Source organism: Pseudoflavonifractor sp. MSJ-30, from assembly GCF_018918045.1.
In the GTDB taxonomy this organism is placed as follows: Bacteria; Bacillota; Clostridia; order Oscillospirales; family Oscillospiraceae; genus Faecousia.
The window spans coordinates 1-21,346 of the sequence record NZ_JAHLPU010000025.1 but is presented as its reverse complement, the minus strand read 5'-3'; the positions used below and the strand labels follow the sequence as shown (position 1 = coordinate 21,346).

15 protein-coding genes are annotated in these 21,346 nt (G+C 56.9%); 4 read left to right on the top strand and 11 right to left on the bottom strand.

What is annotated here, in order from left to right; translation table 11 throughout:
• Positions 1–94: 94 nt before the first annotated feature.
• From KQI10_RS03965 to KQI10_RS03955, 3 genes are all read right to left on the bottom strand, one after another.
• Positions 95–388, bottom strand: coding sequence for a hypothetical protein (locus KQI10_RS03965; RefSeq protein ID WP_216566112.1), 294 nt, complete (start codon positions 386–388; stop codon positions 95–97).
• A 232-nt stretch (positions 389–620) separates the two neighbouring features.
• The gene (locus KQI10_RS03960) at positions 621–2,792 is read right to left on the bottom strand and encodes a sensor histidine kinase KdpD (RefSeq protein ID WP_216566111.1); all 2,172 of its coding nucleotides are present in this window, start codon (positions 2,790–2,792) and stop codon (positions 621–623) included.
• Positions 2,789–3,484, bottom strand: a complete 696-nt coding sequence (locus KQI10_RS03955) for a response regulator transcription factor (RefSeq protein WP_216566110.1) — start codon at positions 3,482–3,484, stop codon at positions 2,789–2,791. Before KQI10_RS03955 ends, KQI10_RS03960 begins: the two co-directional genes overlap by 4 nt.
• A gap of 187 nt (positions 3,485–3,671) precedes the next feature.
• On the opposite strand from KQI10_RS03955, the gene KQI10_RS03950 reads away from it, so the two are divergent.
• Together KQI10_RS03950 and KQI10_RS03945 are read left to right on the top strand one after the other, a co-directional pair.
• On the top strand, positions 3,672–4,358 hold the full coding sequence (locus KQI10_RS03950) for an HAD family phosphatase (protein WP_216566109.1): 687 nt from the start codon (positions 3,672–3,674) through the stop codon (positions 4,356–4,358).
• 80 nt (positions 4,359–4,438) lie between these two features.
• Positions 4,439–5,779 carry an MATE family efflux transporter gene (locus KQI10_RS03945; RefSeq protein WP_216566108.1) on the top strand — a complete coding sequence of 447 codons (1,341 nt, stop codon included), beginning with the start codon at positions 4,439–4,441 and terminating at the stop codon, positions 5,777–5,779.
• A 195-nt stretch (positions 5,780–5,974) separates the two neighbouring features.
• Here the strand turns inward: KQI10_RS03945 and argS are convergent, their stop codons facing one another.
• Together argS and KQI10_RS03935 are read right to left on the bottom strand one after the other, a co-directional pair.
• The gene (gene argS / locus KQI10_RS03940; protein WP_216566107.1) at positions 5,975–7,723 is read right to left on the bottom strand and encodes an arginine--tRNA ligase; all 1,749 of its coding nucleotides are present in this window, start codon (positions 7,721–7,723) and stop codon (positions 5,975–5,977) included.
• Positions 7,724–7,736: 13 nt separating this feature from the next.
• Positions 7,737–9,341 carry an ABC-F family ATP-binding cassette domain-containing protein gene (locus tag KQI10_RS03935; protein ID WP_216566106.1) on the bottom strand — a complete coding sequence of 535 codons (1,605 nt, stop codon included), beginning with the start codon at positions 9,339–9,341 and terminating at the stop codon, positions 7,737–7,739.
• A gap of 369 nt (positions 9,342–9,710) precedes the next feature.
• Between KQI10_RS03935 and htpG the strand changes: the two genes are divergently transcribed.
• On the top strand, positions 9,711–11,600 hold the full coding sequence (gene htpG, locus KQI10_RS03930) for a molecular chaperone HtpG (protein ID WP_216566105.1): 1,890 nt from the start codon (positions 9,711–9,713) through the stop codon (positions 11,598–11,600).
• A 154-nt stretch (positions 11,601–11,754) separates the two neighbouring features.
• Here the strand turns inward: htpG and KQI10_RS03925 are convergent, their stop codons facing one another.
• From KQI10_RS03925 to KQI10_RS03900, 6 genes are all read right to left on the bottom strand, one after another.
• Positions 11,755–13,887 carry an HlyD family efflux transporter periplasmic adaptor subunit gene (locus KQI10_RS03925; RefSeq protein WP_216566104.1) on the bottom strand — a complete coding sequence of 711 codons (2,133 nt, stop codon included), beginning with the start codon at positions 13,885–13,887 and terminating at the stop codon, positions 11,755–11,757.
• Positions 13,888–13,899: 12 nt separating this feature from the next.
• On the bottom strand, positions 13,900–15,090 hold the full coding sequence (locus KQI10_RS03920) for an ABC transporter permease (RefSeq protein ID WP_216566103.1): 1,191 nt from the start codon (positions 15,088–15,090) through the stop codon (positions 13,900–13,902).
• Positions 15,087–15,758: an ABC transporter ATP-binding protein gene (locus KQI10_RS03915; RefSeq protein ID WP_216566102.1), complete on the bottom strand. Its 672-nt coding sequence runs from the start codon at positions 15,756–15,758 to the stop codon at positions 15,087–15,089. Before KQI10_RS03915 ends, KQI10_RS03920 begins: the two co-directional genes overlap by 4 nt.
• Positions 15,759–15,769: 11 nt before the next feature.
• Positions 15,770–17,410 carry an HlyD family efflux transporter periplasmic adaptor subunit gene (locus KQI10_RS03910; protein WP_216566101.1) on the bottom strand — a complete coding sequence of 547 codons (1,641 nt, stop codon included), beginning with the start codon at positions 17,408–17,410 and terminating at the stop codon, positions 15,770–15,772.
• Positions 17,411–17,559: 149 nt separating this feature from the next.
• Complete coding sequence (locus KQI10_RS03905) at positions 17,560–19,089, bottom strand: LTA synthase family protein (RefSeq protein WP_216566100.1); 1,530 nt, start codon at positions 19,087–19,089, stop codon at positions 17,560–17,562.
• Positions 19,067–19,396 carry a hypothetical protein gene (locus tag KQI10_RS03900; protein WP_216566099.1) on the bottom strand — a complete coding sequence of 110 codons (330 nt, stop codon included), beginning with the start codon at positions 19,394–19,396 and terminating at the stop codon, positions 19,067–19,069. The genes KQI10_RS03905 and KQI10_RS03900 overlap by 23 nt, the downstream gene beginning before the upstream one ends.
• Before the next feature lie 239 nt (positions 19,397–19,635).
• On the opposite strand from KQI10_RS03900, the gene KQI10_RS03895 reads away from it, so the two are divergent.
• Positions 19,636–21,159 (top strand): GH25 family lysozyme, encoded by a 1,524-nt coding sequence (locus KQI10_RS03895; protein WP_216566098.1) that lies wholly within the window; start codon positions 19,636–19,638, stop codon positions 21,157–21,159.
• Positions 21,160–21,346: the final 187 nt, after the last annotated feature.

Genomic DNA, 21,346 nt, shown 5'->3' with positions numbered 1-21,346 from the left:
ACCGCCACAAAATGAAAAGCCTGTCGGGGCGGCTGACAGCCGCCCCGACACAGAAGTTTATTTTGCGAGAGGCCCTTGATTCACCAATGGTCTCTTAGCCCTCGAAATCGCCCTCATCGGCAACGGGCTCATCGGACTCCACGGGAGCCTCAGGAGCGGCAGGCTCCTCAGCAGGCTCTTCGGCGGCAGCAGGCTCCTCAGCGGGGGCCTCGGGAGCGGCAGGCTCTTCGGCGGACTCTTCCTCCATGCCCTCGTCCCAGGGGCAGCAGCCAATAACACGCTTTGCCCAGGCAACAATCTTATCACCATAGGCCGCAATGAGATAAACCGCACCGGCCACAGCCGCCAGCACAGCCAGAACCTTCGCAATTGCATTCAGGGTTTTCATGAAAATATTCCTCCGTTTCATGGATAACGCCGCCGACCACGCCCCAGGAGGAGCGGTCCCGGCCGCACTTTGATGCCTATAGTATAGCCAATTATGCCGAAAAAAGCAAGAGAGAATTCCGGCAAATCATGGCCGCTCAGAACAGGTTTCCGAATCCGCGGCCCTGACTTATCTTTGCTCCGCATTCCGGGGAACAGGTTTCCGGCGGCGTATTTGCTGCCCCGCCGGTTTTTTATTCCGTCTGTCCTTCCTCCTGCGGGAAAATCAGGGTTGCTTTGAAGAGGTCCCCGTCCACCAGCAGTTCCAGGGCACCGTGCTGCAGCTCCATCATACTCTGGGCGATGTTCAGGCCCAGTCCGCTGCCCTCCTGGTTCCGGGAGGCCTCGCCCCGGACGAAACGCTCCATCAGCTCGTCTGCGCTGACGTTCAGAGGCTCCCGGGAGATGTTCTTAAAGGAGATACAAACCTTTCCGTCCACCGCCACAATATCCACATAAAGCCTTGTGTCCGGCATGGCGTACTTGGCGGCGTTGCTCAGCAGATTGCTCATGGCACGCCAGGCCAACCTGCCGTCGGCGTGGATGTACAGCGGCTCCTTGGGCGCCCGGAATACGGGCATCAGGTGGGCAGCTTCCAGCTTGTCCGTGAATTCACCCAGAGCCTGATTCACGGTCTCCACCGCGTCCATGGTCGTGAGGTCCACCGTGATGTTGCCGGTGGATGCCTTACTCAGCTCAATGAGATCGTCAATGAGCCGCTTCATACGGCCCGACTGCCGGGAGAGAACCTCCAGATAGGTTTTGGCGTCTTCCTCGGAGTGTGGCTTTTGCAGAAGGTCCACATAGTTGATAATGGAGGTCAAGGGGGTCTTGATGTCATGGCTGACGTTGGTGATCAGCTCGGTCCGCATCCGCTCGGAACGCATCTGCTTCTGAGCGGCCACAATGACCACATCGGACAGCCCGTTCAGTTCCCCTGCCATATCCTTAAAGCTGCCTACCATGAGCTTATCGTCCACCTTGACATCCAGATCGCCGCTCCGCATCCGCTTGGCGGCTTCCAGCAGCGTTCCAAATACATTGGCTCCATAGATCACAACAACGATTGCCGCGGCAAAACTCATCAGCAGGAGAAAACTGCTGTCCGTCACCAGTCCGGGGAAAGTGCAGCCGCCAACGATGAGGCCTCCCAGCAGCCACTGCCAGGTCAGGGGCAGCATCCCATACATCCGCTTCAGCCCGTTCGCGAGCCATCGGCAGGCCCTGTGCGCCAGCCCCCAGACACTCTTTGCAATCTTCCATGCCCAGCCCAGAACCGGCAGGGCCGCCTGCCACAGGATACGGTAGGCCCAGCCCAGGCACTTCCAGCCGAAATGCCAGCACCAGACGGCAATTTTCCAGCATAGGCCCGTGACACTGTGATGCCACCAGTAGAAATTCGGGGTCTTGAACTGAGCGGCGCAGGCAAAGCAGAAGCCCACGAAGAGCAGGCACCAGGCATACAGCCCATAGCCATAGATGCTGAGGAAGGTAAGCATACTCTGCTGGATGAAATAGCCCAGGCCCTCTGCGGCGCAGAACACATAGCCGACTGCACCAAGCACCACCGCCGCCAGATAGATATCCAGAGGGATGCAGTTCAGGCCGCCGGGACGAATTTCCTCCGAACCGGGCTTCCGGCCCGCCGCCATGCACAGATACACCGCCAGCGCCGCAAACAGCGCCAGGCTGGTACCGAGAACAGCCACAACCATTGTCTCATGCCGCCAGAGCGTGTCCGCGATGGCCCAGAGCCGCTGCTCCTGGGTTCTGCCAATGCCGGCGGTATCGATGTGGAACACCACCGTATAGTCCTCGGTCGTAGGACGCTCTTCCACGATATAGTAGTTTTGCCCATTGGTATTGGGCACGATGAAACCGATGGTGGCGAACTCCGCGTCCGGATGCTCTGTGCGGTATTCCTCCGCCATAGCCTCCCGGGTCTGCTCCCAATCCGGCCACTTTGCGTAAACGGGGCCGCTCACCGCGGTGTCATAGGAAACCGTCCCGGCATGGACCGTACAGGTGAATTCCGTAAAGCCGCCGGTCAGGGTGAATCTTTCGTCTACGACCTTTCCCCTGCTGTTCCGGATCTGGTAATCGTAATTCAGGCTGGAATAGCGCTTCGCCAGAAAGGTCTCGTCCGCCGCGCCTTTTTCCCGGGTGACGTAGCGGGCCACATAACTCCGGGCGTCCCATTGCAGGTCCTGCTCCAGAGATTCCTGCTGCTTGTCCCGGGGGGACTGGCCGTCCTCCAACTCCAGAGACGCCAGCATGATCAGGCTCCCGCCGGAGACAATGGCGCCCATAAGGCACAGGGCGCACAGAGCAACGGCCAGGAACTTGAAAATCACATGGTTTTTCATTTTTTCTCCCCTTCCAGTTTATAGCCCTGGCCCCACATGACTTTTAAGTACCGGGGCTCGGAAGGGTTGATCTCGATTTTTTCCCGCAAATGGCGGATATGCACGGCAACGCTGCCCTCGCTGCCCAAAGCCGCCTCCTGCCATACGGCCTCATAGAGGGCCTTGGTGGAGTAGACCTTGCCGGGGTTCGTCATGAGCAGGTGCAGAATGGAGTACTCCGTCGGCGTCAGATTGACGGGCTCTCCCTCCACGGTGACGGACTTGGTCCGGTCGTCCAGAGAGATGCCGCCGATGGTCAGCACTTCCTTGTCCTCCGTGCGGTTGTCCATCCGGGAATATCGCCGCAGCTGGGAGCGGATCCGGGCCAGCACCTCCACCGGCACAAAGGGCTTCGTAATATAGTCATCGGCACCCACGTTCAAACCCAGCACCTTGTCCTCCGTTTCGGACTTTGCCGTCAGCAGGATAATGGGCGCATTGGAGAATTCCCGGATCTTCGCCGTGGCGGTGACACCGTCCATAACAGGCATCATCACGTCTAGCAGGATCAGATCCATCTGCTTTTCTTTGCACAGCTCCACCGCCTGCTGGCCGTTGTATGCCTCGTACAGGTCGTACCCCTCCGGGGTCAGGTAGATTCTCAGCGCATTCACAATATCCTTCTGATCGTCGCAAATCAAAATACGATACATATACCATTCCTCCATTTATTTTCCATCCGAGAGTATTATAACATCCCCTTCCTTAATAAGAAAGGGGGAGAAACATTAAGAAGTGTTTAATTTGAATCCAAACAGAAAAAGCAGGATCACCCACTGGAAATTCTGTCCATTTTCGTGCATAATAGGAAGGGAAGAAAAATGAATGGGAGGCATTGCCATGGCATACCAAATCTTCAAACCCATTGCATCCGTGCAGGGCGCGCTGTTCGACATGGACGGCGTCATTCTTGACTCCGAAGGGCTCTACACCCGCTTCTGGCGAGAGGCTGCCGCGGCTTTTGGCTATGACATGAGCTATACCCAGGCCATCGGCCTGCGGGGTCTGAACCGGGAAACCGCCGCCAGGCAGCTGGAGGGCTACTTCGGCCCGGGTGTTGACTATATTCAGATACGCAATAAGCGTACAGAGCTGATGGACGCCTTTCTGGGCAGCGACAGCATCCCGCCAAAGCCGGGCATCCATACGCTGCTGGATGCTCTGAAAAACGCGGGCATCCCAACGGCCATCTGCACCGCCTCTCCCCGGGAGCGGGTAAAAAAGTATCTGGATCCCATAGGGCTCTTCGACCGTTTCGACGCCATTGTCACCACCTACGACGTCCAAAACGGCAAGCCCGCCCCGGATATCTATCTGAAGGGCGCCGAAGTTCTGGGCGTTCACCCCTGCCGCTGCATCGCCATGGAGGATTCCAAGGCCGGCCTTCTCTCCGCCAGCAGCGCCGGCTGCATGACCATCATGGTCCCGGATCAGGACCAGCCGGACGAGGAAGACCTGCACCGCATCCACGCCCTGTGCGATTCCCTGACGGATGTGGTCGGGCTGATAGGGCACTCTCCGCTCTAATACTATTCCCCGGCAGACGTTTCCCCATGTCTGCACCGTCATGGCATAAAGCTGCCGCGGGCGGGGAGGAAGGAACTCAAATGAAACAGAAAATCCAATTATCGGACCACTTCACCTACGGAAAGCTGTTCCGATTCACTTTGCCCTCCATCGCCATGATGGTCTTTACTTCCATCTACAGCGTGGTAGACGGCTTTTTCATTTCCAATTTCGCCGGAAAGACCGCCTTTGCGGCTCTGAACCTTATCTGGCCCTTTCTGATGATCCTGGGCGGTATGGGCTTCATGATCGGCACCGGCGGCACGGCTCTGGTGTCCCGCTACCTGGGTGCCGGAGACAGTGAAAAGGCCAACCGGTATTTTGCCATGATGATCGAGCTGACCATCCTGCTGGGTGCGGCGCTGACCGCCATCGGCCTTTTGTTCATGGAGCCGATCTCCAGACTTCTGGGCGCTACGGAGGAAATGGTACCCGACTGCGTGCTCTACGGCCGCATCGTCATCGCCTTTAACATCGCTTTCATGCTGCAAAACGTCTTCCAGAGCTTTCTGATTGCCGCGGAAAAGCCCCGTCTGGGACTCATTGCCACGGTGTCCGCAGGTGCTACCAACATGATTCTGGACGCACTGCTTGTGGGTGTGCTGCGGTGGAGTGTGGCGGGCGCGGCTCTGGCCACCGGCCTGAGCCAGACCATGGGCGCACTGATTCCCCTGATCTTCTTCCTGAAAAAGGACAACGGCAGCCCCCTGCATCTGCGCCCGGTCCGGATGGAATCAAAGCCTCTGCTTCAGGCCTGCGGCAACGGCGCCTCTGAGCTCATGAGCAACATATCCGGCTCCATCGTAGCCATGGTATATAATTTCCAGCTTCTGAAATTCCTGGGTGAGGACGGCGTCTCCGCCTACGGCGTCATGATGTACGTCAGCTTTATCTTTGTTGCCATCTTTGTTGGCTACTCCATCGGCTCCTCCCCCATCATCAGCTTCCACTTCGGCGCGGAATACAAGCCGGAATTGCAAAATATGTTCCGCAAGAGTACCCTTTTAATGACGGTTCTGGGCGTTGTTATGACCCTTTCCGCCATTTTGATGGCCAAGCCTCTGGCAAAGCTCTTCGTAGGCTATGACCCGGGGCTGTATCAGCTGACCTATGAGGCTTTCCGGCTCTACAGCATTGCCTTCCTGTTCACGGGCCTGAACATCTTCTCCTCCTCCCTCTTCACAGCCCTGAACAACGGCGCAGTCTCCGCCGCCATCTCCTTTATGCGCACTCTGGTCTTTCAGATTGGCGCTGTGCTGCTGCTGCCGGAGCTGGTGGGTGTCAACGGACTGTGGCTGGCCACCTTCGTTGCTGAGGGCTGTGCGCTGGTGGCTTCAGCGCTGTTTGTGCTGGGAAACCGGAAGAAATATGGGTATTTCTAAGAAATGGATCTTTCAGGCTGTTCATTGCGCCTGAAACGAATCGCAAATCCGTAGCGGACAATGTCCCCATTTCTCCCGCAAAGGAAGGTTGCAGGGCAGTCGGATGAAACAAACAGGCCCGGCAAGCTACGCAAGTACAGCCCCTACAATTTAGAACCCCTGCCGCGTGTTTCGCGGCAGGGGTTTTGTGTTTTATTACATCTTTTCCGGGGCGGAGAAGCCCAGCAGGTCGATGCATTCTTCCAGAATGTTCTTGGCAAGGCCAATCAGGGCAATATAGCCGGCCTTGAGCTGCTCGTCTTCCTCGCTGAGGATCCGGGTCTCATGGTAGAACTTGTTGACGCAGCCCGCCAGTTCATAGATATAGGCGCAGATCAGATTGGGGCTGGAGGTCTTCTGAGCCTGTTCCAGAGTGGGTCCAAGCTTGGTCACGGAGAGCATCAGGTCCTTGGCGTAGTCGTTGGCGGGCTCCTGAATGGGCAGGCTCTCCCAGGCGCCGTAGCGGGCCAAAATGCTCTTGATACGGACGATGGTATAGAGAATGTAGGGGCCGGTGTTGCCCTCGAAGGCGGCAAAGCGCTCCATGTCGAAGTTATAATCCTTGGTGGGCTGGTTACTCAGGTCGCCGTATTTAAGAGCCGCCATGGCAATTTTTTCGGTGGTGGCCTCGACCTCGCTGTCCTCCACGATTCTGTTTTCCACAACCTTGGTGCGGACAAAATCCGTCATGTCGGAAATCAGGGTTTCCAGCCGGAGAACGCCGCCGTCTCTGGTCTTAAAGGGCTTGCCGTCGCTGCCGTTCATGGTGCCGAAGCCCACGTGTTCCAGCTCGGTGGTGGGAGGCACGATGCCCGCCTTCCGGGCGGCCCGGAAGACCTGCTCAAAGTGCAGGTTCTGCCGCTTGTCGGTGACATAGAGCACCTTGTCCGGGTGCCAGTCCTGCATCCGCTGGACCAGAGTGGCCAGATCTGTGGTGGCATAGATGGAGGAGCCGTCGGACTTTACCAGAATGCAGGGGGGGATTTCTTTCTTGTCCCCCTCCTGGGCCACGGGAATGACCCAAGCACCCTGGGACTGGACGGCAATGCCCCGGGCCTTCATATCCTCTACCATGGCGGGGATATAGGGGTCGGCGTCGGATTCACCCAGCCACTTTTCAAAGTGGACATCCAGGTTGTCGTAGTTCTTCCGGAGGTCCGCCACGGAAACGTTCATAATGTGCTGCCACAGCGCCCGATAGCCCCGGCGGCCCTGCTGCAGCTCCAGCGTTGCCTGATGGGCCTTGTGGGAAAATTCGGGGTCAGACTTTTTGGCGGAGGCGGTGGGGTAGATCTCCTCCAGGTCGGTCACGGTAAAAGGGGCTTCCTTGGGGTATTCCCCCTGAAAATCCGGGTCAAAGTAGGGTAGTTCCGGCTGCCGCTCGGAAAACTCCGCAATAATCAGACCCATTTGCAGGCCCCAGTCCCCCAGGTGTACATCACCGATGGCGTTGTAACCCAGGTACTTATAGAGCCGCTTCAGACTCTCGCCGATGATGGCGGGCCGCAGGTGGCCGATGTGCAGAGGCTTTGCCACGTTGGCCCCGCCGTAGTCCACCACGATGGTCTTCCCCGCCCCGGGCTGGGCGATGCCAAACTTGGGTTCGGTGCGCATCTGTTCCAGATAATTCCGCAGGAAATGGCCGGAGAGCTTCAGGTTGATGAAGCCCGGCATAACAGCCTCTACCATGCTATAGTCATCGGCGTCCAGCTGTTCGGCCACAGCCTTGGCGATCTGGATGGGGGCGCACTTATACTGTTTGGCGGCGGACAGGGCGCCGTTGCACTGGTATTCGCACAGATCCGGCCGGTTGGACACGGTGACCCGGCCAAAGGAACGGTCATAGCCCGCCTTTTCAAAGGCCGCCTGCATTTTTTCGGTGATTATATCCAGAATCTTTTCCACGAAAAATCCCTCCTCAGTCCTTTTTCTGTTCGGCCAGCCAGTTGAGGTAATCGTCATAGGTGCCGTAGCGGTCTACGATGGTGCCGTCGGGCTGGAACGCGATGACCCGGTTACAGGTAGAGGTCAGCAGCTCATGGTCGTGGGAGGCCAGCAGCACCACGCCCTGGAAAGCCTCCAGGCCCTTGTTGACAGCCTGAATGGATTCCATATCCAGGTGGTTGGTGGGCTGGTCCAGCAGCAGCACGTTTGCGCCGGAGAGCATCATTTTGCTCAGCATACACCGGACCTTTTCGCCGCCGGATAGGACATTTACATGCTTGAACACATCTTCATTGGAGAACAGCATCCGGCCCAGGAAGCCCCGGAGGTACACATCGTCCTTTTTGGCGGAATACTGCCGGAGCCAGTCTACCAGCTCCTCCTCGTTGCCCTCAAAATAGGGGCTGTTGTCCTTGGGCAGGTAGCTGCGGATGGTGGAAACGCCCCACTTGATGGAACCCTCGTCCGGCTCCAGTTCGCCCATGAGGATTTTGAACAGGGCCGTCTGGGCCAGTTCGTTTTCACCGACAAAAGCGATTTTATCGGTACGGCCCACGGAGAAGTAGACCTTGTCCAGCAGCTTCACCCCGTCAACGGTGACGGATACGTCCTTGACGGTCAGCACGTCCTTGCCCAGTTCCCGCTCCTGCTGGAAGCCCACAAAGGGATAGCGGCGGGTGGAGGAGGGCATTTCTTCCACGCTCAGCTTGTCCAGCAGCTTTCTTCTGGCGGTAGCCTGCTTGGCCTTGGCCTTGTTGGCGGAGAAACGCTGAATAAACAGCTGCAATTCCTCAATTTTCTCCTGGTTCTTCTTGTTCTTGTTCCGGATCATGGCCTGAACCATCTGGGAGGACTCATACCAGAAGTCGTAGTTGCCCACGTACATCTTGATCTTGCCGTAGTCAATATCCACGGTATGGGTGCAGACGGTGTTCAAGAAGTGCCGGTCATGGGAGACGGCAATGACCATGCCGGGGAAGTCCAGCAGGAAGTCTTCCAACCAGTTGATGGCTTCAATATCCAGGTTGTTGGTAGGCTCGTCCAGCATGACGATATCGGGGTTGCCGAACAGGGCCTGGGCCAGCAGGACCTTCACCTTGAGACGGGGGTCAACGCTGGCCATCTGGTCGTAGTGCAGCTCCGTGCCGATGCCCAGACCTTGCAGCAGACGGGAAGCATCAGACTCGGCTTCCCAGCCACCCAATTCCGCAAACTCCGCTTCCAGGTCCGCCGCCCGCAGACCGTCTTCATCGGTAAAGTCCGGCTTTTCGTAGATGGCGTCCTTTTCTTTCATCACATCGTACAGGTGCTGGTTGCCCATGATGACGGTGTCCATGACGGTATAGTCATCGTAGGCGTTCTGGTTCTGTTTCAGAACGGATACCCGCTTGGTGGGGTCAATGTCGATGGAACCGGTGGTGGAGTCCAGCTCGCCGGTCAAAATCCGCAGGAAGGTGGATTTTCCCGCGCCGTTGGCACCGATAATGCCGTAGCAGTTCCCCGGCAGAAACTGCAGATCCACATGCTGGAACAACCACTGCCCGCCAAACTGCATCCCCAAGTTGCTGACTGTAATCATTGCTTGTCTCCTTGTCCGTTGTATAATAATGATGGTTTCATAAAAATAGAGCCTTGCGGAACATCGAATTGACAATGAACAATTGACAATGGACAATTGCGGTATCCCTTCGGGATGTTTTAGAATTTTTCGAGGGGAAAAACCGCATCCGCCGCAAATTGTCAACTGTCAATTGTCAATTGTCAATTTTTTATTGACCGCATACTCATACATCCTAATCTTACCACAAAATTGTAAATAAAGAAAGAACTTTTTTTCTCCCCCTTGCTTTTTTCCGGAAGTGCGCTATAATATTAGCACTCACATGAAACGAGTGCTAACGAATACCCTGTGCATCCCAAGGCACTCCGGAAAGGAAGTTTACGTTTTATGGAAAAGAAACAGTTCAAAGCGGAGTCCCAGCGGCTGCTGGATTTGATGATCAACTCCATTTATACCCACCGGGAGATCTTCCTGCGGGAAATCATCTCCAATGCCTCCGATGCCATCGACAAGCTGGCCTATACGGCCCTGACCGATGAAAAGGTGGGCATTGCCCGGGATCAGTTTGCCATTACCATCACCCGGGACAAGGAAAACCGTACCCTCACCGTGTCCGATAACGGCATCGGCATGAGCCTGGAAGAAATGGAAGAAAACCTGGGTACCATTGCCAAGTCCGGCTCTCTGGGCTTCAAGCAGGCCATGGAGAAGAAAGAGGACATTGACATCATCGGCCAGTTCGGCGTGGGCTTCTACTCCGCCTTTATGGTGGCCTCGGAAGTCACGGTGATTTCCAAGAAGTACGGTGCGGACAAGGCCTACAAGTGGGTGTCCAACGGCACTGACGGCTACAGCGTGGAGGAGGCCCAGCGGGATACCGCCGGTACCGATGTGATCATGGTGCTGAAGGCCGATACCGAAGAAGATACCTACAGCCAGTATCTGGAAGAATATGAGATCCGCAACCTCATCACCAAGTATTCCGACTACATCCGCTACCCCATCCGCATGGAGGTGGAGAAGTCCCGGAAGAAGGAGGATTCCCCGGAGGACAAGCCCGAGTATGAATCCTATACCGAGGTAGAGACCCTGAACTCCATGGTACCCCTGTGGCAGAAGAACAAGAAGGACGTGACCGAGGAGGAGTACAACACCTTCTACCGGGATAAGTTCTACGACTTCAACAAGCCCCTGCGGGTCATTCATTTCAGTGCCGAGGGTCAGGTGTCCTTTAAGGCCCTGCTGTATATCCCCTCCAAGGCCCCCTATGATTTCTATACCAAGGACTTTAAGCGGGGCTTGCAGCTGTATTCCAGCGGCGTGATGATCATGGAAAACTGCGAGGACCTGCTGCCGGAGCATTTCCGCTTTGTCCGGGGCGTGGTAGACAGCCAGGACCTGTCCCTGAACATCAGCCGGGAAATGTTGCAGCATAACCGCCAGCTGACCATTATCGCCCGGAACATTGAAAAGAAGATCAAGAGCGAACTGAAATCCATGCTGGAAAACGAGCGGGAGAAGTATGAGGAGTTCTACGCCGCCTTTGGCCGCCAGCTGAAATACGGCACCGTCTCCGATTACGGTGCCCATAAGGACAGCTGCCAGGATTTGCTGCTGTTCTACAGCCACAAGCAGGGCAAGCTGATCTCCCTGAAAGAGTATGTGGACGCCATGCCGGAGGGCCAGGAGAAAATCTACTTTGCCCCCGGCGAAAACAAGGAGCTGCTGGCAAAGCTGCCTCAGGTGACGCTGCTGGACGGCAAGGGCTACGACACCCTGCTCTTTACCGAGGATGTGGATGAATTCGTACCCCAGACCCTGATGACCTATCAGGAAAAGAGCTTCTGCAACGTTTCCACCGAGGACTTGGGGCTTCAATCCGAGGAGGAGAAAAAGGCCGCCCAGGAGGAGGCCGAGGAGAAGAAAGGCTTCCTGACCTTCGTCAAGGACAGCCTGGGAGACCAGGTGAAAGAAGTAAGGCTCAATAAGAACCTGGGCAGCTGCCCCGTGGCCATGGTGCCGGATGCGGGCATGAGCTTTGAGATGGAGAAGTACATGAAGCGGGTAAACCCGGAATTCAGCTTCCCCTCTGCAAGGATCCTGGAACTGAACCCGGACAACGACATCATCCGCCAGCTGCAGGAAACCATGACTGCCGATCCCGTCAAGGCCAAGGATCTGGCCCAGTTGCTGTGCTTCCAGGCCCAGCTTATGGCCCAGCTGCCTCTGGATGACCCCTACGCTTACACCGAGCTGGTGTGCAAGCTGGTACGCTAAAAACAATCCGCCCCTGCCTTGCGGCAGGGGCGCTGCTCTGGGAAGACCATCCTGCCGGAGTACCGGCAGAAGCGAAAATCGCGCACAATTTGGCAAATCGCAACGGAAACAAGGCAGCTTCAGGGCCACCGCAAAACGCGGCGGCCCTGATTTGTTATCCTACAAAGCTGTACTCAATGCTGTCGGCGTAGCGGTAATAGAAACTCTGGCCTGCTTCCAGTCCGGAAAGGAGTTCTACCTGATTGCCGTCAGAGCGGCCGGTCTGAATCTCTACGGGGTCCGTAAGGGTGTCGGTCTTCTCGTTGTAGCCGGTGTAGAGCCAGGACTTGCCGGAGTCAAAGAGGACTGCCTCCGCGGGCACGGTCTGTACCGGCTCGGAAACGGCGGTGGTGATCTTGACGGAAGCATTCATGCCCGGCAGCATATTTCCCTCCCTGGGCACTGTCACCGTGACGGTGTACTTGGTGTTGCCGCCGGAATTGGCGCCGTAGGGATCAATGGAGGTAATGGTTCCCGTAAAACCGGTACCCGTCAGGGCGTCCAGTGTGACTTGGGCCTCCATGCCCGTTTGCAGGGTCAGAATATCCAGCTCATCCACCTGAATCTGTACAGTCATCTCCTCGTCGGCGGTGATGACTGCGGCGTCCCGCAGGGTGGTATCGTAACTGTCGTAGACTGCGGTGACCGTCCCGCCGTAGCCGGAAATGCCTCCTGTCAGGCCGCTCATGGCCCCGGTCAAGGCACTGGTGTCCATGCCGGAGATCTGGCCCATATCGATATCGGGAAACTGCCCGCCGCCGGGGGTATTGGAAGTCAAATGCTCATAAACCACCGTATCCGTGCTGATCAGGACGGCATCTCCCGCACCGATCTCCGCAAAAGCGGACTCCGTCCACATGCCGCCGGTGCTGAGGCAGACGGTCTGTCCCTGGTCCTGCAGCGTCTGGGGTTCCCCGGTGATTGTAGGATTCACCAGATTGGCGAAGCTCAGCATCTGGGACTTTTTCGCCTCAACGGTCAGCTGGGGGACATATTCCAGACTGCCCTCAGAGACGGAAGTCACCAGGCCCACAACATAGCTGACGGTTTCTTCCGGCTCCTCGGGGCCCTCCGAGGGATCTGGAGGCTCCGAAGGGTCCGGATCCTCACTGGTGTCCGGTTTTCCCGCCGTATCTGTCCCCTCCATGCGGGTTCCGCCCACGGCGGTATAGCCGGGGCTGGCCTGGCTGCGGGTACGGGTCAAGGTTGCGGGATCCGTATAGTCAACCGTGGAATCCACCCCGGAGACGATGCCGCCGCAGTCCGCGTACAGAATGCCGTCTTTGTACAGCTTAACAAGGCTTTCCATCTGGGCCTCCAACTCGCTCCGACGGTTCAGCAGTCGGGCGTACTCGGCGGTATGGCCTGTGTTTTCCAGCGTCAAAAGGGCGCTGTCCGTAGAAACCTTCTGATTTTCCCTGACGCTGATCCGGGAAACGGTGCCATAGGCCCCGGTGACCCGCAGCTGTGCGTGGATATAGAGATTTCCGGAACCGAGAAGCGTTCCCGCCTCGTCCTGTACAGTGACGTTATCGCCCAGAGCCACGGTCTCATCGGAAACCGTCACCGTGGCGATGCCGTCAGAGACACCCTCTACCGTCCCTTCCAGGCCGGTTCCGTCGGAGAGGGTCACTGTGACATGCTCCCCGACCTCCGCCTGGGCCTCCAGGTCCACAGCCATAAGGCCGTCCAGGGACAGCAGCATCAGCGCGCCGTTATCATACACGGTGTCCGCCGCGGAAGTTCCCTCCTGGGCGTAGATCTTCTTCACCCGTCCAGCAGCGCCGGCCCGAATCGTTGTATCATTTGTCTTACCGCTTTCGGAGGCAATGTCCTTATCCAGAGCGTCCAATACGCTTTGCAGCTCGGAAATGGCGGCCTTTACTGCCACAACATCCACCTGGGCAACGGGGTCCCCTGCCGATACGGTTTCGCCGTTTTTCACATAGTAGGTCTGCAGCTCCAGAGCCTGGGGAATGCTCTGGGCCGTACCCTCCTGGGCTTCCAGTGTGCCGCCGCCGGAGAGCACCGTGGAGATCACGTTTTCCTCGGGAACAGCGGAAAAAATCTTGTCGTTCACCCTGGTCGTTGCGGAAATGCCGGAGGGCAGAGACGCGATAATCAGTGCCGCCGCCAGAAGAATACAGACAAAGGTCACCCATTTGGCACCGCTGCCGGTCCGCTGGGGGGCTTCCTCCTCGGGGACCAGAGGCGGCATGGTGTTTTCGTTCCTGTTCGGTTTTTTCATGGTCTTCCCTCCTTAACCGCCGTAGTGCAGAGCTTCAATGGGCGGAAGCTTGGCGGCCTTGTTGGCGGGGTACAGGCCGAAAATCACGCCGATGGCAAAGCAGAAGGCCACAGCAATGGCTACAACGCCCCATTCCAGGCCAAAAGAAATGCCCATGCTGGCCACCATTACGGAGATCAGCCGCAGCACCACCCAGGACAGGAACACGCCGATGGCGCAGCCAATCATACACAGCACCACGCTTTCCAGCAAAAACTGCTGCAAAATGACGCCCCGGCCCGCGCCGATGGCCTTCCGAATGCCGATCTCCCTTGTACGCTCGGTGACGGTCACCAGCATGATGTTCATAATGCCGATGCCGCCCACGATCAGGGAAATGGCCGCGATACCGCCCAGCAGCACCGTCAGGATGCCGGTGACGCTGCTCATGGCATCCTCCAGCATGTTCTGGGACAGCAGGGAGAACGCGTCCTCATCGTCTTCAAACCGCTCCAGCAGCAGCCGTTTCATGGCCGCCTCGGTGGTGGTCACATTGCCGTCCGCCGGAGCGCTGACGGAGAAGCTGGTAATGGTGGAGGAGACGGTGGAGGACAGCCGCATGAGGGTAGTATAGGGAATATAAGCCGTCATGTTGTCCTTGGTAAGAATACCTGTCAGGGATTCATCGTCATTTTTCATAATGCCCACGATGGTGAATTTCCTGCCGTCCAGAGAAATTTCCTCACCCAGACAATCCGTATAGCCCACCATGTCCTCTGCGGTTTTCTCCGTGATAACGCACACGCCGGTGTGGTTCTCCACATCCGCCTGGGTCAGGAACCGGCCCAAAAGAACGCTCTGGCCATTGATGGGAGCATAGGCCGGGGTGGCGCCGTAAACTGTAACGGTTTTTGTGGTGGAGGAATACTTTCCGGTAGCGGTGGTGGTTGCCGAGGGGGCCGCCAGACCGATCTGGGGGTCTGCCATCCATTCATCCAGGGTATCCAGCGTTACGGGCGCGCCCTTGTCGTCGGAAATGGTGACGGTCAATAGATTGCTGCCCAGACTGGAAATGGTATCGGTGACGGTGCCGGTTGCGCCGGAGACCAGACTCACCAGAATAACCAGAGCCATAACGCCGATGATGATGCCCAGCATGGTCAGAAATGCCCGGAATTTATTGCCGGAAATGGACTTCATTGCCATTTTGAATGCCTGGATCATGCGCCCACCTCCGTCAGCTGTCCGTCCTTGATGCGCACGATGCGGCTGGCCTGCCTAGCCACGTCATCGTCGTGGGTAATGAGAACGATTGTATTGCTCGCATCGTGGAGCTCGTGGAAAATGTCCATGATCTCCACGGTAGTCTTGGAATCCAGGTTGCCCGTAGGCTCATCCGCCAGAATCAGGCTGGGCCGTGTAACAATGGCCCGGGCGATGGCCACACGCTGCTGCTGGCCGCCGGAAAGCTCCGTAGGCAGGTGCTTGGCCCGCTTCTGCAGGTCCACTCTTGCCAACGCCTTTTCCACCCGCTCCTTCCGCTCTGCCCGGGGGACTTTCTGGTAAATGAGGGGCAGCTCCACATTCTCCTCAGCGGTGAGCTTGGAGATCAGGTTGAAGCTCTGGAACACGAAGCCAATCTTCCGGTTCCGGATCCGGGCAAGCTCATTTTCGGAATAGTCCTCAATGGGCGTGCCGTCCAGGAGATAAGTGCCGGAGTCGGCGGTGTCCAGGCATCCGATGATATTCATCAGCGTGGACTTGCCGGAGCCGGAAGGGCCGATAATGCTCACAAATTCGCCGGGGTCGATATGCAGATTGGCCTTGTTCAGAGCATAAACCTGCTCGCTTCCAACCTGATAGACCCGGGAAATATCCTTCAAATCGATCATTGGGAACCTCCTCAGCCGCCCATATTCGGCATACCGGAGGGCATTCCGCCGGACATACCGCCGGACATACCGCTCTTGTCACCGCGGCCGCCCCGGTCACTCATGCCGCCCATATCGCTCATACCGCCCATGCCGGAGAAGTCCCCAGAGGTGGTGAATGTCATGCCGCCGAAAGTGAAGGTCTGCTCCTTGGGTGTGTAGTACACCGTGTCGCCTTCGGAAAGGCCGGAGACGATCTCCGTATAGCTGCCGTTGGTCAGACCCAGTGTCACCTCCGTCATGCCGCCCAGTGTGTCGGTCTCCGCGTCGTAGGCGGTGTAGACATAGGCGGTAGAGCTGGTCTTGCGGATGGCCTCGGCAGGCAGCAGCAGGGCATTGTCCACACCCTGAATGGTAACCTCCGCCTTGGCGGTCATACCGGAGAGCATGCCCTTTTGCCTGCCCAGCGTGATCTTGGCGGAATAGCTGCCGCTGGTTCCGGTGGTATCGATCTCCGCAACGGTGCCCACATAGTGCTCATCGCCCACGGATTCCACTGTCAGGCTCACCTCCTGACCCACGGACAGGGAGAGGATATCCGTCTCATCCACGGAGATCGTCACAGACATGGTCTCGCCGGGATCCAGAGTGGCTAAGGTGGTATCCGTCAGCGGGTCCGTATCCACAACCAGATCATCCAGCGACACCATGGTCTCCAGCGTACCGGACTGCTCAGCAACCAAACCGCCGTCCTTATAGAGCTTCACCAGCTTCTGGTACAGCTCTTCGTAATCCGCCCGCTGCTCCAGCAGCTGGTCATACTTGGCCGAATCGGAGGTGTCCTTCAGGGTAAACAGCGTGGTGGACGCGGAGACCTTGGCGTTTTCCTTGGCGAATACGGTGCTGACGGTCCCAGCGTATCCTGTGACCTTCAGAGGGGCGTGAATATAAAGCGTCCCGGACTGAGCGCCTACGGTGGCGGTGTCTCCCGCCATGGGGCCGTCGTCAGATACCAGTACCGTAGCGGTGCCGCCCTTGACGCTGTTCACAGTGCCCTCCCAGGTTTTCCCATCGGAGGTCATGACCGTGACGGTCTCCCCGGCGTTCAGAGAACCGGCGTCAATGTCCAGGGCCAGATAGCCATCCAAAGACAACTCCGCCAGACAGCCGTGGTCGTACATCACGTCCGCCACATTGTCGCCCGCCTCAGCATAGACCGCTTTGACCCGTCCGGCTACGCCCGCGGAAACCGTGGAACTTACCGTATTTTTCGCGGCAGACTGGAGTTGGGTGTCCAGACTGTCCAGGCTGTCCTGCACGGAAGACAGGCTGGTCAACACCGTGCTGGTATTGACGGCTGCCAGCAGATATCCCGCCTGAACGGCATCGCCCTGCTCGGCATAGAGCTTTTCCACCTTCACTGTGGAGGGTACAGTCAAATCAACAACATCCTCGCTTTCCAAGGTCCCGCTGCCGGAGACGGTTGCCTTAATAGCCCCCGTCGTCACAGTGACCGACTTCACATTGCTGCCGCTCTGGGCGGTAACGGACCGCCGCACCCGCTGCCGGACATACAGCACCCCCGCCAGCAGCACAAGCAGCACCACGGCGATCACAGCAATCACCCGCTGCACGGTTTTCTTCCGTTTCTGGGCTTTGGTTGGTTTTGCCATAGGTCTTTCCTCCAATTATGTTTCAAAAAGTAAGTACATTCTAATTGGGGAACCTGAAACCAGTCTGAATGGAATGAGAATAAAATGTGAACAAGCCCCCGGTTCCCCGAAAAAAATACGGGCAGCAAAACCGCCGCCCGTATTTTTACTTAATAGAAATTCTTTTCGTAGAACACGGAAGTCTTTTGCAGCTCCGAGTTCACCCAGTCGAAGCCGAACTGTTCAATCAGCGTGGGCTGGTCGGACAGCAGGTTGGCGCCCAGGCCCAGACGGTCGCCCCGGATGTCGAAGCCCATGGCCGCCAGGATTGTGGGGAACATATCCACCTGAGAGAACCGGCGGTCGGAGAAATCCAGACCGGATACGTCCTCCGCGGGGTTGATAAAGCAGTTGTAGACCAGCCGCTGGGAGCTGTCCACGCCGTCAACCAGATAGTTGTCCATTCTGGGGTGGTCGCCCAGAATGACGATCAGTGTATCCTCGTAGAAGCTCTGCTGCCTGCACCACTCGATGAAAGCAGCTATCTGTCGGTCTGCGCACTCTACCACCGCTGCGGTGGTTTCGCCATACTTCTCCGTATCGCATTCATCGCAGACGTAGCCCAAGGTGAAATGGGTATCGGCAGTCAGCATGGTGAAATTGAAGGGTTCGCCGCTGTCCGCCAGCGTCAGGAGCTGCTCCTGGGCGATTTTGTAGAGGATCTTGTCCTCGAAGCCCCACCAGACCTTGTAATCCTGCGGGATCCAGCCGGTTTTCTGGGCAGTATAATAGTCGTAAATACTGTAATTCCCGTGAGTAGAAAAATAAGTTCTTCTGCCGCCGAAGGTCGCATCGGATCCGCATAGGAATTCCTGCCGGTAGCCCTGACTTTCCAGAATCGTCCCCAGGTTTTCCAGTCCGGCGGCAAAATTCACATGATCATCAATGGTATTGGGGTCCTCCATGGGAACGCAGCAGGGTACGCCGGAGGTGGAAGCCATCAAAGCGCCCATGGTATAAAAGGCTCCATAGATATTGTCCGCGCCGCCCAGACGTGCCCCCGATTTCGTACCGAAGGACAGATTGTCATAGGCCAGCTGCCGCAGGTTGGGGATCAGATCCTCCTTCTGGAAGCCGCCCTGATCATAGGAGGTATAGGTGGTCTCCATGCTTTCCAGATAGATGCAGATCAGATTCTTCGGCTTTCCCCGGGCGGTAATCTCCGTGTCGCTGGGGCGGACATAGTAGTCCTCATAGATGGTGGTTTTGTCCATCCGGGTTTTGACATAGTCTGACAGCTGGAAGCGTTTTTCGGCTATAGCTCCCGCCAATCCCCAGGTCAGCACAGGGACCACAGCCAGCACACCGCAGATCAGCGTCCTTGCGTGAAGCCTCAGCTTCGGGCGGCGAAGCTCCAGAATTTCTCCTTTCCCGCAGCTTCGGAAACGAATCAGCGCAACAGCATAGCCAGCCGAAAACAGGAATGTAACCGGTACACAGGTCCGTGCAACACTTTCAGCGATCCCGCCGTCCGCGCCATCCAGAGGATTGGTCAGCGTAAAAATGATTTCCGAAATACCCACATTCAGTGTCTGCAGTTCCCAGAGCATTGCGCTCAGCAGCGCAGCCCCCAATGCAAACAGCAGCCATCCCAGTACCGCCAGAACAACATATGTCTTACTTGTCTTCGTTTTTTTCATTGCCGATATCCTTACGCATCGCTTTCTCGTTTGCTGCCGCCAGAATTCCCAGCGCTGCTGCACAGAACACAGCAACTACAACATAATACCGGGAATACGTAGGAACCTCACGCTGCAAAAGTGCCTCAACCACCCGAACCAGTTCCCTTGCCGCGAGGTTTTCCAGGCACAGGCACCAGCCGTAATAAACAAGACCTTCCCGTAAGGAAAGCTTCGGAAGCTTCCAGAGGCTCCGCACAGCGGAAACTACGAGCAACGGAATACCGACCAAGCTGATAAAGGGAAATACAAAATCTTCCAGCTGCATAATGTTCGATAAATCTCCTTTTTATGAATTGAAAATACAAAAAAGCTAACGTTCATTATACAGCCATTTTCCCATTTGTCAAGCCGCACCGTTTTTGCGTCTTTTCATGTCATGCCGGAAGTTTCTTTCCTCGCAAATCAGCACATGGCTTTACGAAAGCGGTCGAATATGGTATTATAAAGAAAAGCCTCTCTACAGGCTGCTTTTACATACCTAAAATAAGAAAAGGAATTCAACCTATGCGATACAGATACAAACGCGTATTTGCGGTATTTCTGAGCTGCGCCATGCTCTTTTCGCTGACCGCCTGCGGCAGTCAGCGGCAGACCAAGGAAATTGAGGGGGTATTTCTGGGCATTGATGCCGCCAAATACCAGGGCACCATCGACTGGCAGGCTGTGGCCGGGGCCGGAATGAAATTCGCCATGATCCGCCTTGGCTACCGGACGGACGAGGGCGGCGTCATCGTGGAGGACTCCAACGCCCGCTACAATCTTCAGGAGGGCAGCCGGGCAGGCATCCCCATGGGCGGCTATTTCTTCTCCTCCGCCATCAATAAGGAAGAGGCAGAAGAGGAGGCCGTCTGGGTAGCGGAGCTGGTCGCCAAATACCCCATTACCTACCCCATCGTCTATGACTGCGAGGGCTTCACCCAGGAAAACAGCCGCCAGAAGGATCTGACAAAAGCCCAACGGACAGATATCGCCCTTGCTTTTTTGAAAGCCATCAAAAAGCTGGGCTATACGCCCATGTTCTATGGCTCCAAAAGCGAACTGGAAAACAGCTGGGAGACAGGCCGCATCGAAAAGCATTATAAAATCTGGGTCGCCCAGTACCCGGACCTTCCCTACCCCCAGACCTATGCCTCCAGCTACCAGGGGAAGCACCAGATGTGGCAGTTTTCCCAGACGGCCACGGTCAGCGGCGTGAGCCAGCCGGTGGACATGAACCTGGCATATTTCGGCTACAACGGTATTGAACCCGCCAAGGATTCCGAACCTCCCGCGGAAGTCGGCCCGGATCCGGAGGCCCTCATGGCTTTTACAGAGACGGAGGAAACTGTCACAGCCAAGGAAAAGACCAATCTGCGCTCCATCCCGGACCAGGGCGAGGACAGCATCGTCCTCTACACTCTGCTCAACGGCGAAACCGCCCTGCGCACCGCCACCAGTCCCAGCGGCTGGTCCCGGCTTCTGTACAACGGTACGGTCTGCTACGCCGTTACCAGCTATCTGACCACAGACCTGGACTATGACCCCAGCGCCCTCCAGCAGGAAGGCAGCCTGCAAACGCAGTTTGAGGCCGTAGACGACACGGTCACGCCAAAAGTAGAAGTGAATCTGCGGACCCTGCCCAGCGTGGAAAACCCGGAATCCCAGATCATCGTCCTTCTGAAGCACGGGGAAACCGTCCAGCGCACCGGCGTCAGCGACAACGGCTGGTCGAGACTCCTCTATAACGGCACGGTATGCTATGCCGTCACCAGTTACCTGGAATCTTCAGATGGCAATGCGGCAAAGCCGGACGATGGTGCTATTAAGACCCAATTCGAGGACATGGACGACTATGTATCCCCCAAGGAAAAGGTGAATCTGCGTTCCATCCCCTCCGTGGACGACCCGGACTGCGTGGTAGTCGCCACCATCACAAGCAGTGAAAAAGTCCACCGCACCGGCATCAACCGGGATGTGGGCTGGTCCAGAGTGGAATACAACGGGAAGACGCTGTACTGCATCACGCAGTATCTGAACGAAGTGAAATGAAAAATGCGGAGCAATGGCAGGACTTTTGTTCTGCCATTGCTCCGCTCAAATATTTCCGTAATAAACTATTAAGCTACAGCCGATAGCCCTGTCCGCCCATCGGCTGGGTGCCTCCGGCGGGGAGCTTCTTGTCCCGCCAAGAAGCTCCGCAAGAATGCGGCTTAAGGAGGCGCTGTCGGCAAAGCCG

Bases quoted from the DNA above. Each gene is read 5' to 3' on its own strand.
- KQI10_RS03920 (WP_216566103.1), bottom strand. From the start codon at position 15,090: ATGATCCAGGCATTCAAAATGGCAATGAAGTCCATTTCCGGCAATAAA.
- KQI10_RS03900 (WP_216566099.1), bottom strand. From the start codon at position 19,396: ATGCAGCTGGAAGATTTTGTATTTCCCTTTATCAGCTTGGTCGGTATT.
- KQI10_RS03935 (WP_216566106.1), bottom strand. From the start codon at position 9,341: ATGATTACAGTCAGCAACTTGGGGATGCAGTTTGGCGGGCAGTGGTTG.
- KQI10_RS03945 (WP_216566108.1), top strand. From the start codon at position 4,439: ATGAAACAGAAAATCCAATTATCGGACCACTTCACCTACGGAAAGCTG.
- KQI10_RS03965 (WP_216566112.1), bottom strand. From the start codon at position 388: ATGAAAACCCTGAATGCAATTGCGAAGGTTCTGGCTGTGCTGGCGGCT.
- KQI10_RS03915 (WP_216566102.1), bottom strand. From the start codon at position 15,758: ATGATCGATTTGAAGGATATTTCCCGGGTCTATCAGGTTGGAAGCGAG.
- htpG (WP_216566105.1), top strand. From the start codon at position 9,711: ATGGAAAAGAAACAGTTCAAAGCGGAGTCCCAGCGGCTGCTGGATTTG.
- KQI10_RS03950 (WP_216566109.1), top strand. From the start codon at position 3,672: ATGGCATACCAAATCTTCAAACCCATTGCATCCGTGCAGGGCGCGCTG.
- KQI10_RS03960 (WP_216566111.1), bottom strand. From the start codon at position 2,792: ATGAAAAACCATGTGATTTTCAAGTTCCTGGCCGTTGCTCTGTGCGCC.
- KQI10_RS03955 (WP_216566110.1), bottom strand. From the start codon at position 3,484: ATGTATCGTATTTTGATTTGCGACGATCAGAAGGATATTGTGAATGCG.
- KQI10_RS03895 (WP_216566098.1), top strand. From the start codon at position 19,636: ATGCGATACAGATACAAACGCGTATTTGCGGTATTTCTGAGCTGCGCC.
- KQI10_RS03925 (WP_216566104.1), bottom strand. From the start codon at position 13,887: ATGAAAAAACCGAACAGGAACGAAAACACCATGCCGCCTCTGGTCCCC.
- KQI10_RS03905 (WP_216566100.1), bottom strand. From the start codon at position 19,089: ATGAAAAAAACGAAGACAAGTAAGACATATGTTGTTCTGGCGGTACTG.
- KQI10_RS03910 (WP_216566101.1), bottom strand. From the start codon at position 17,410: ATGGCAAAACCAACCAAAGCCCAGAAACGGAAGAAAACCGTGCAGCGG.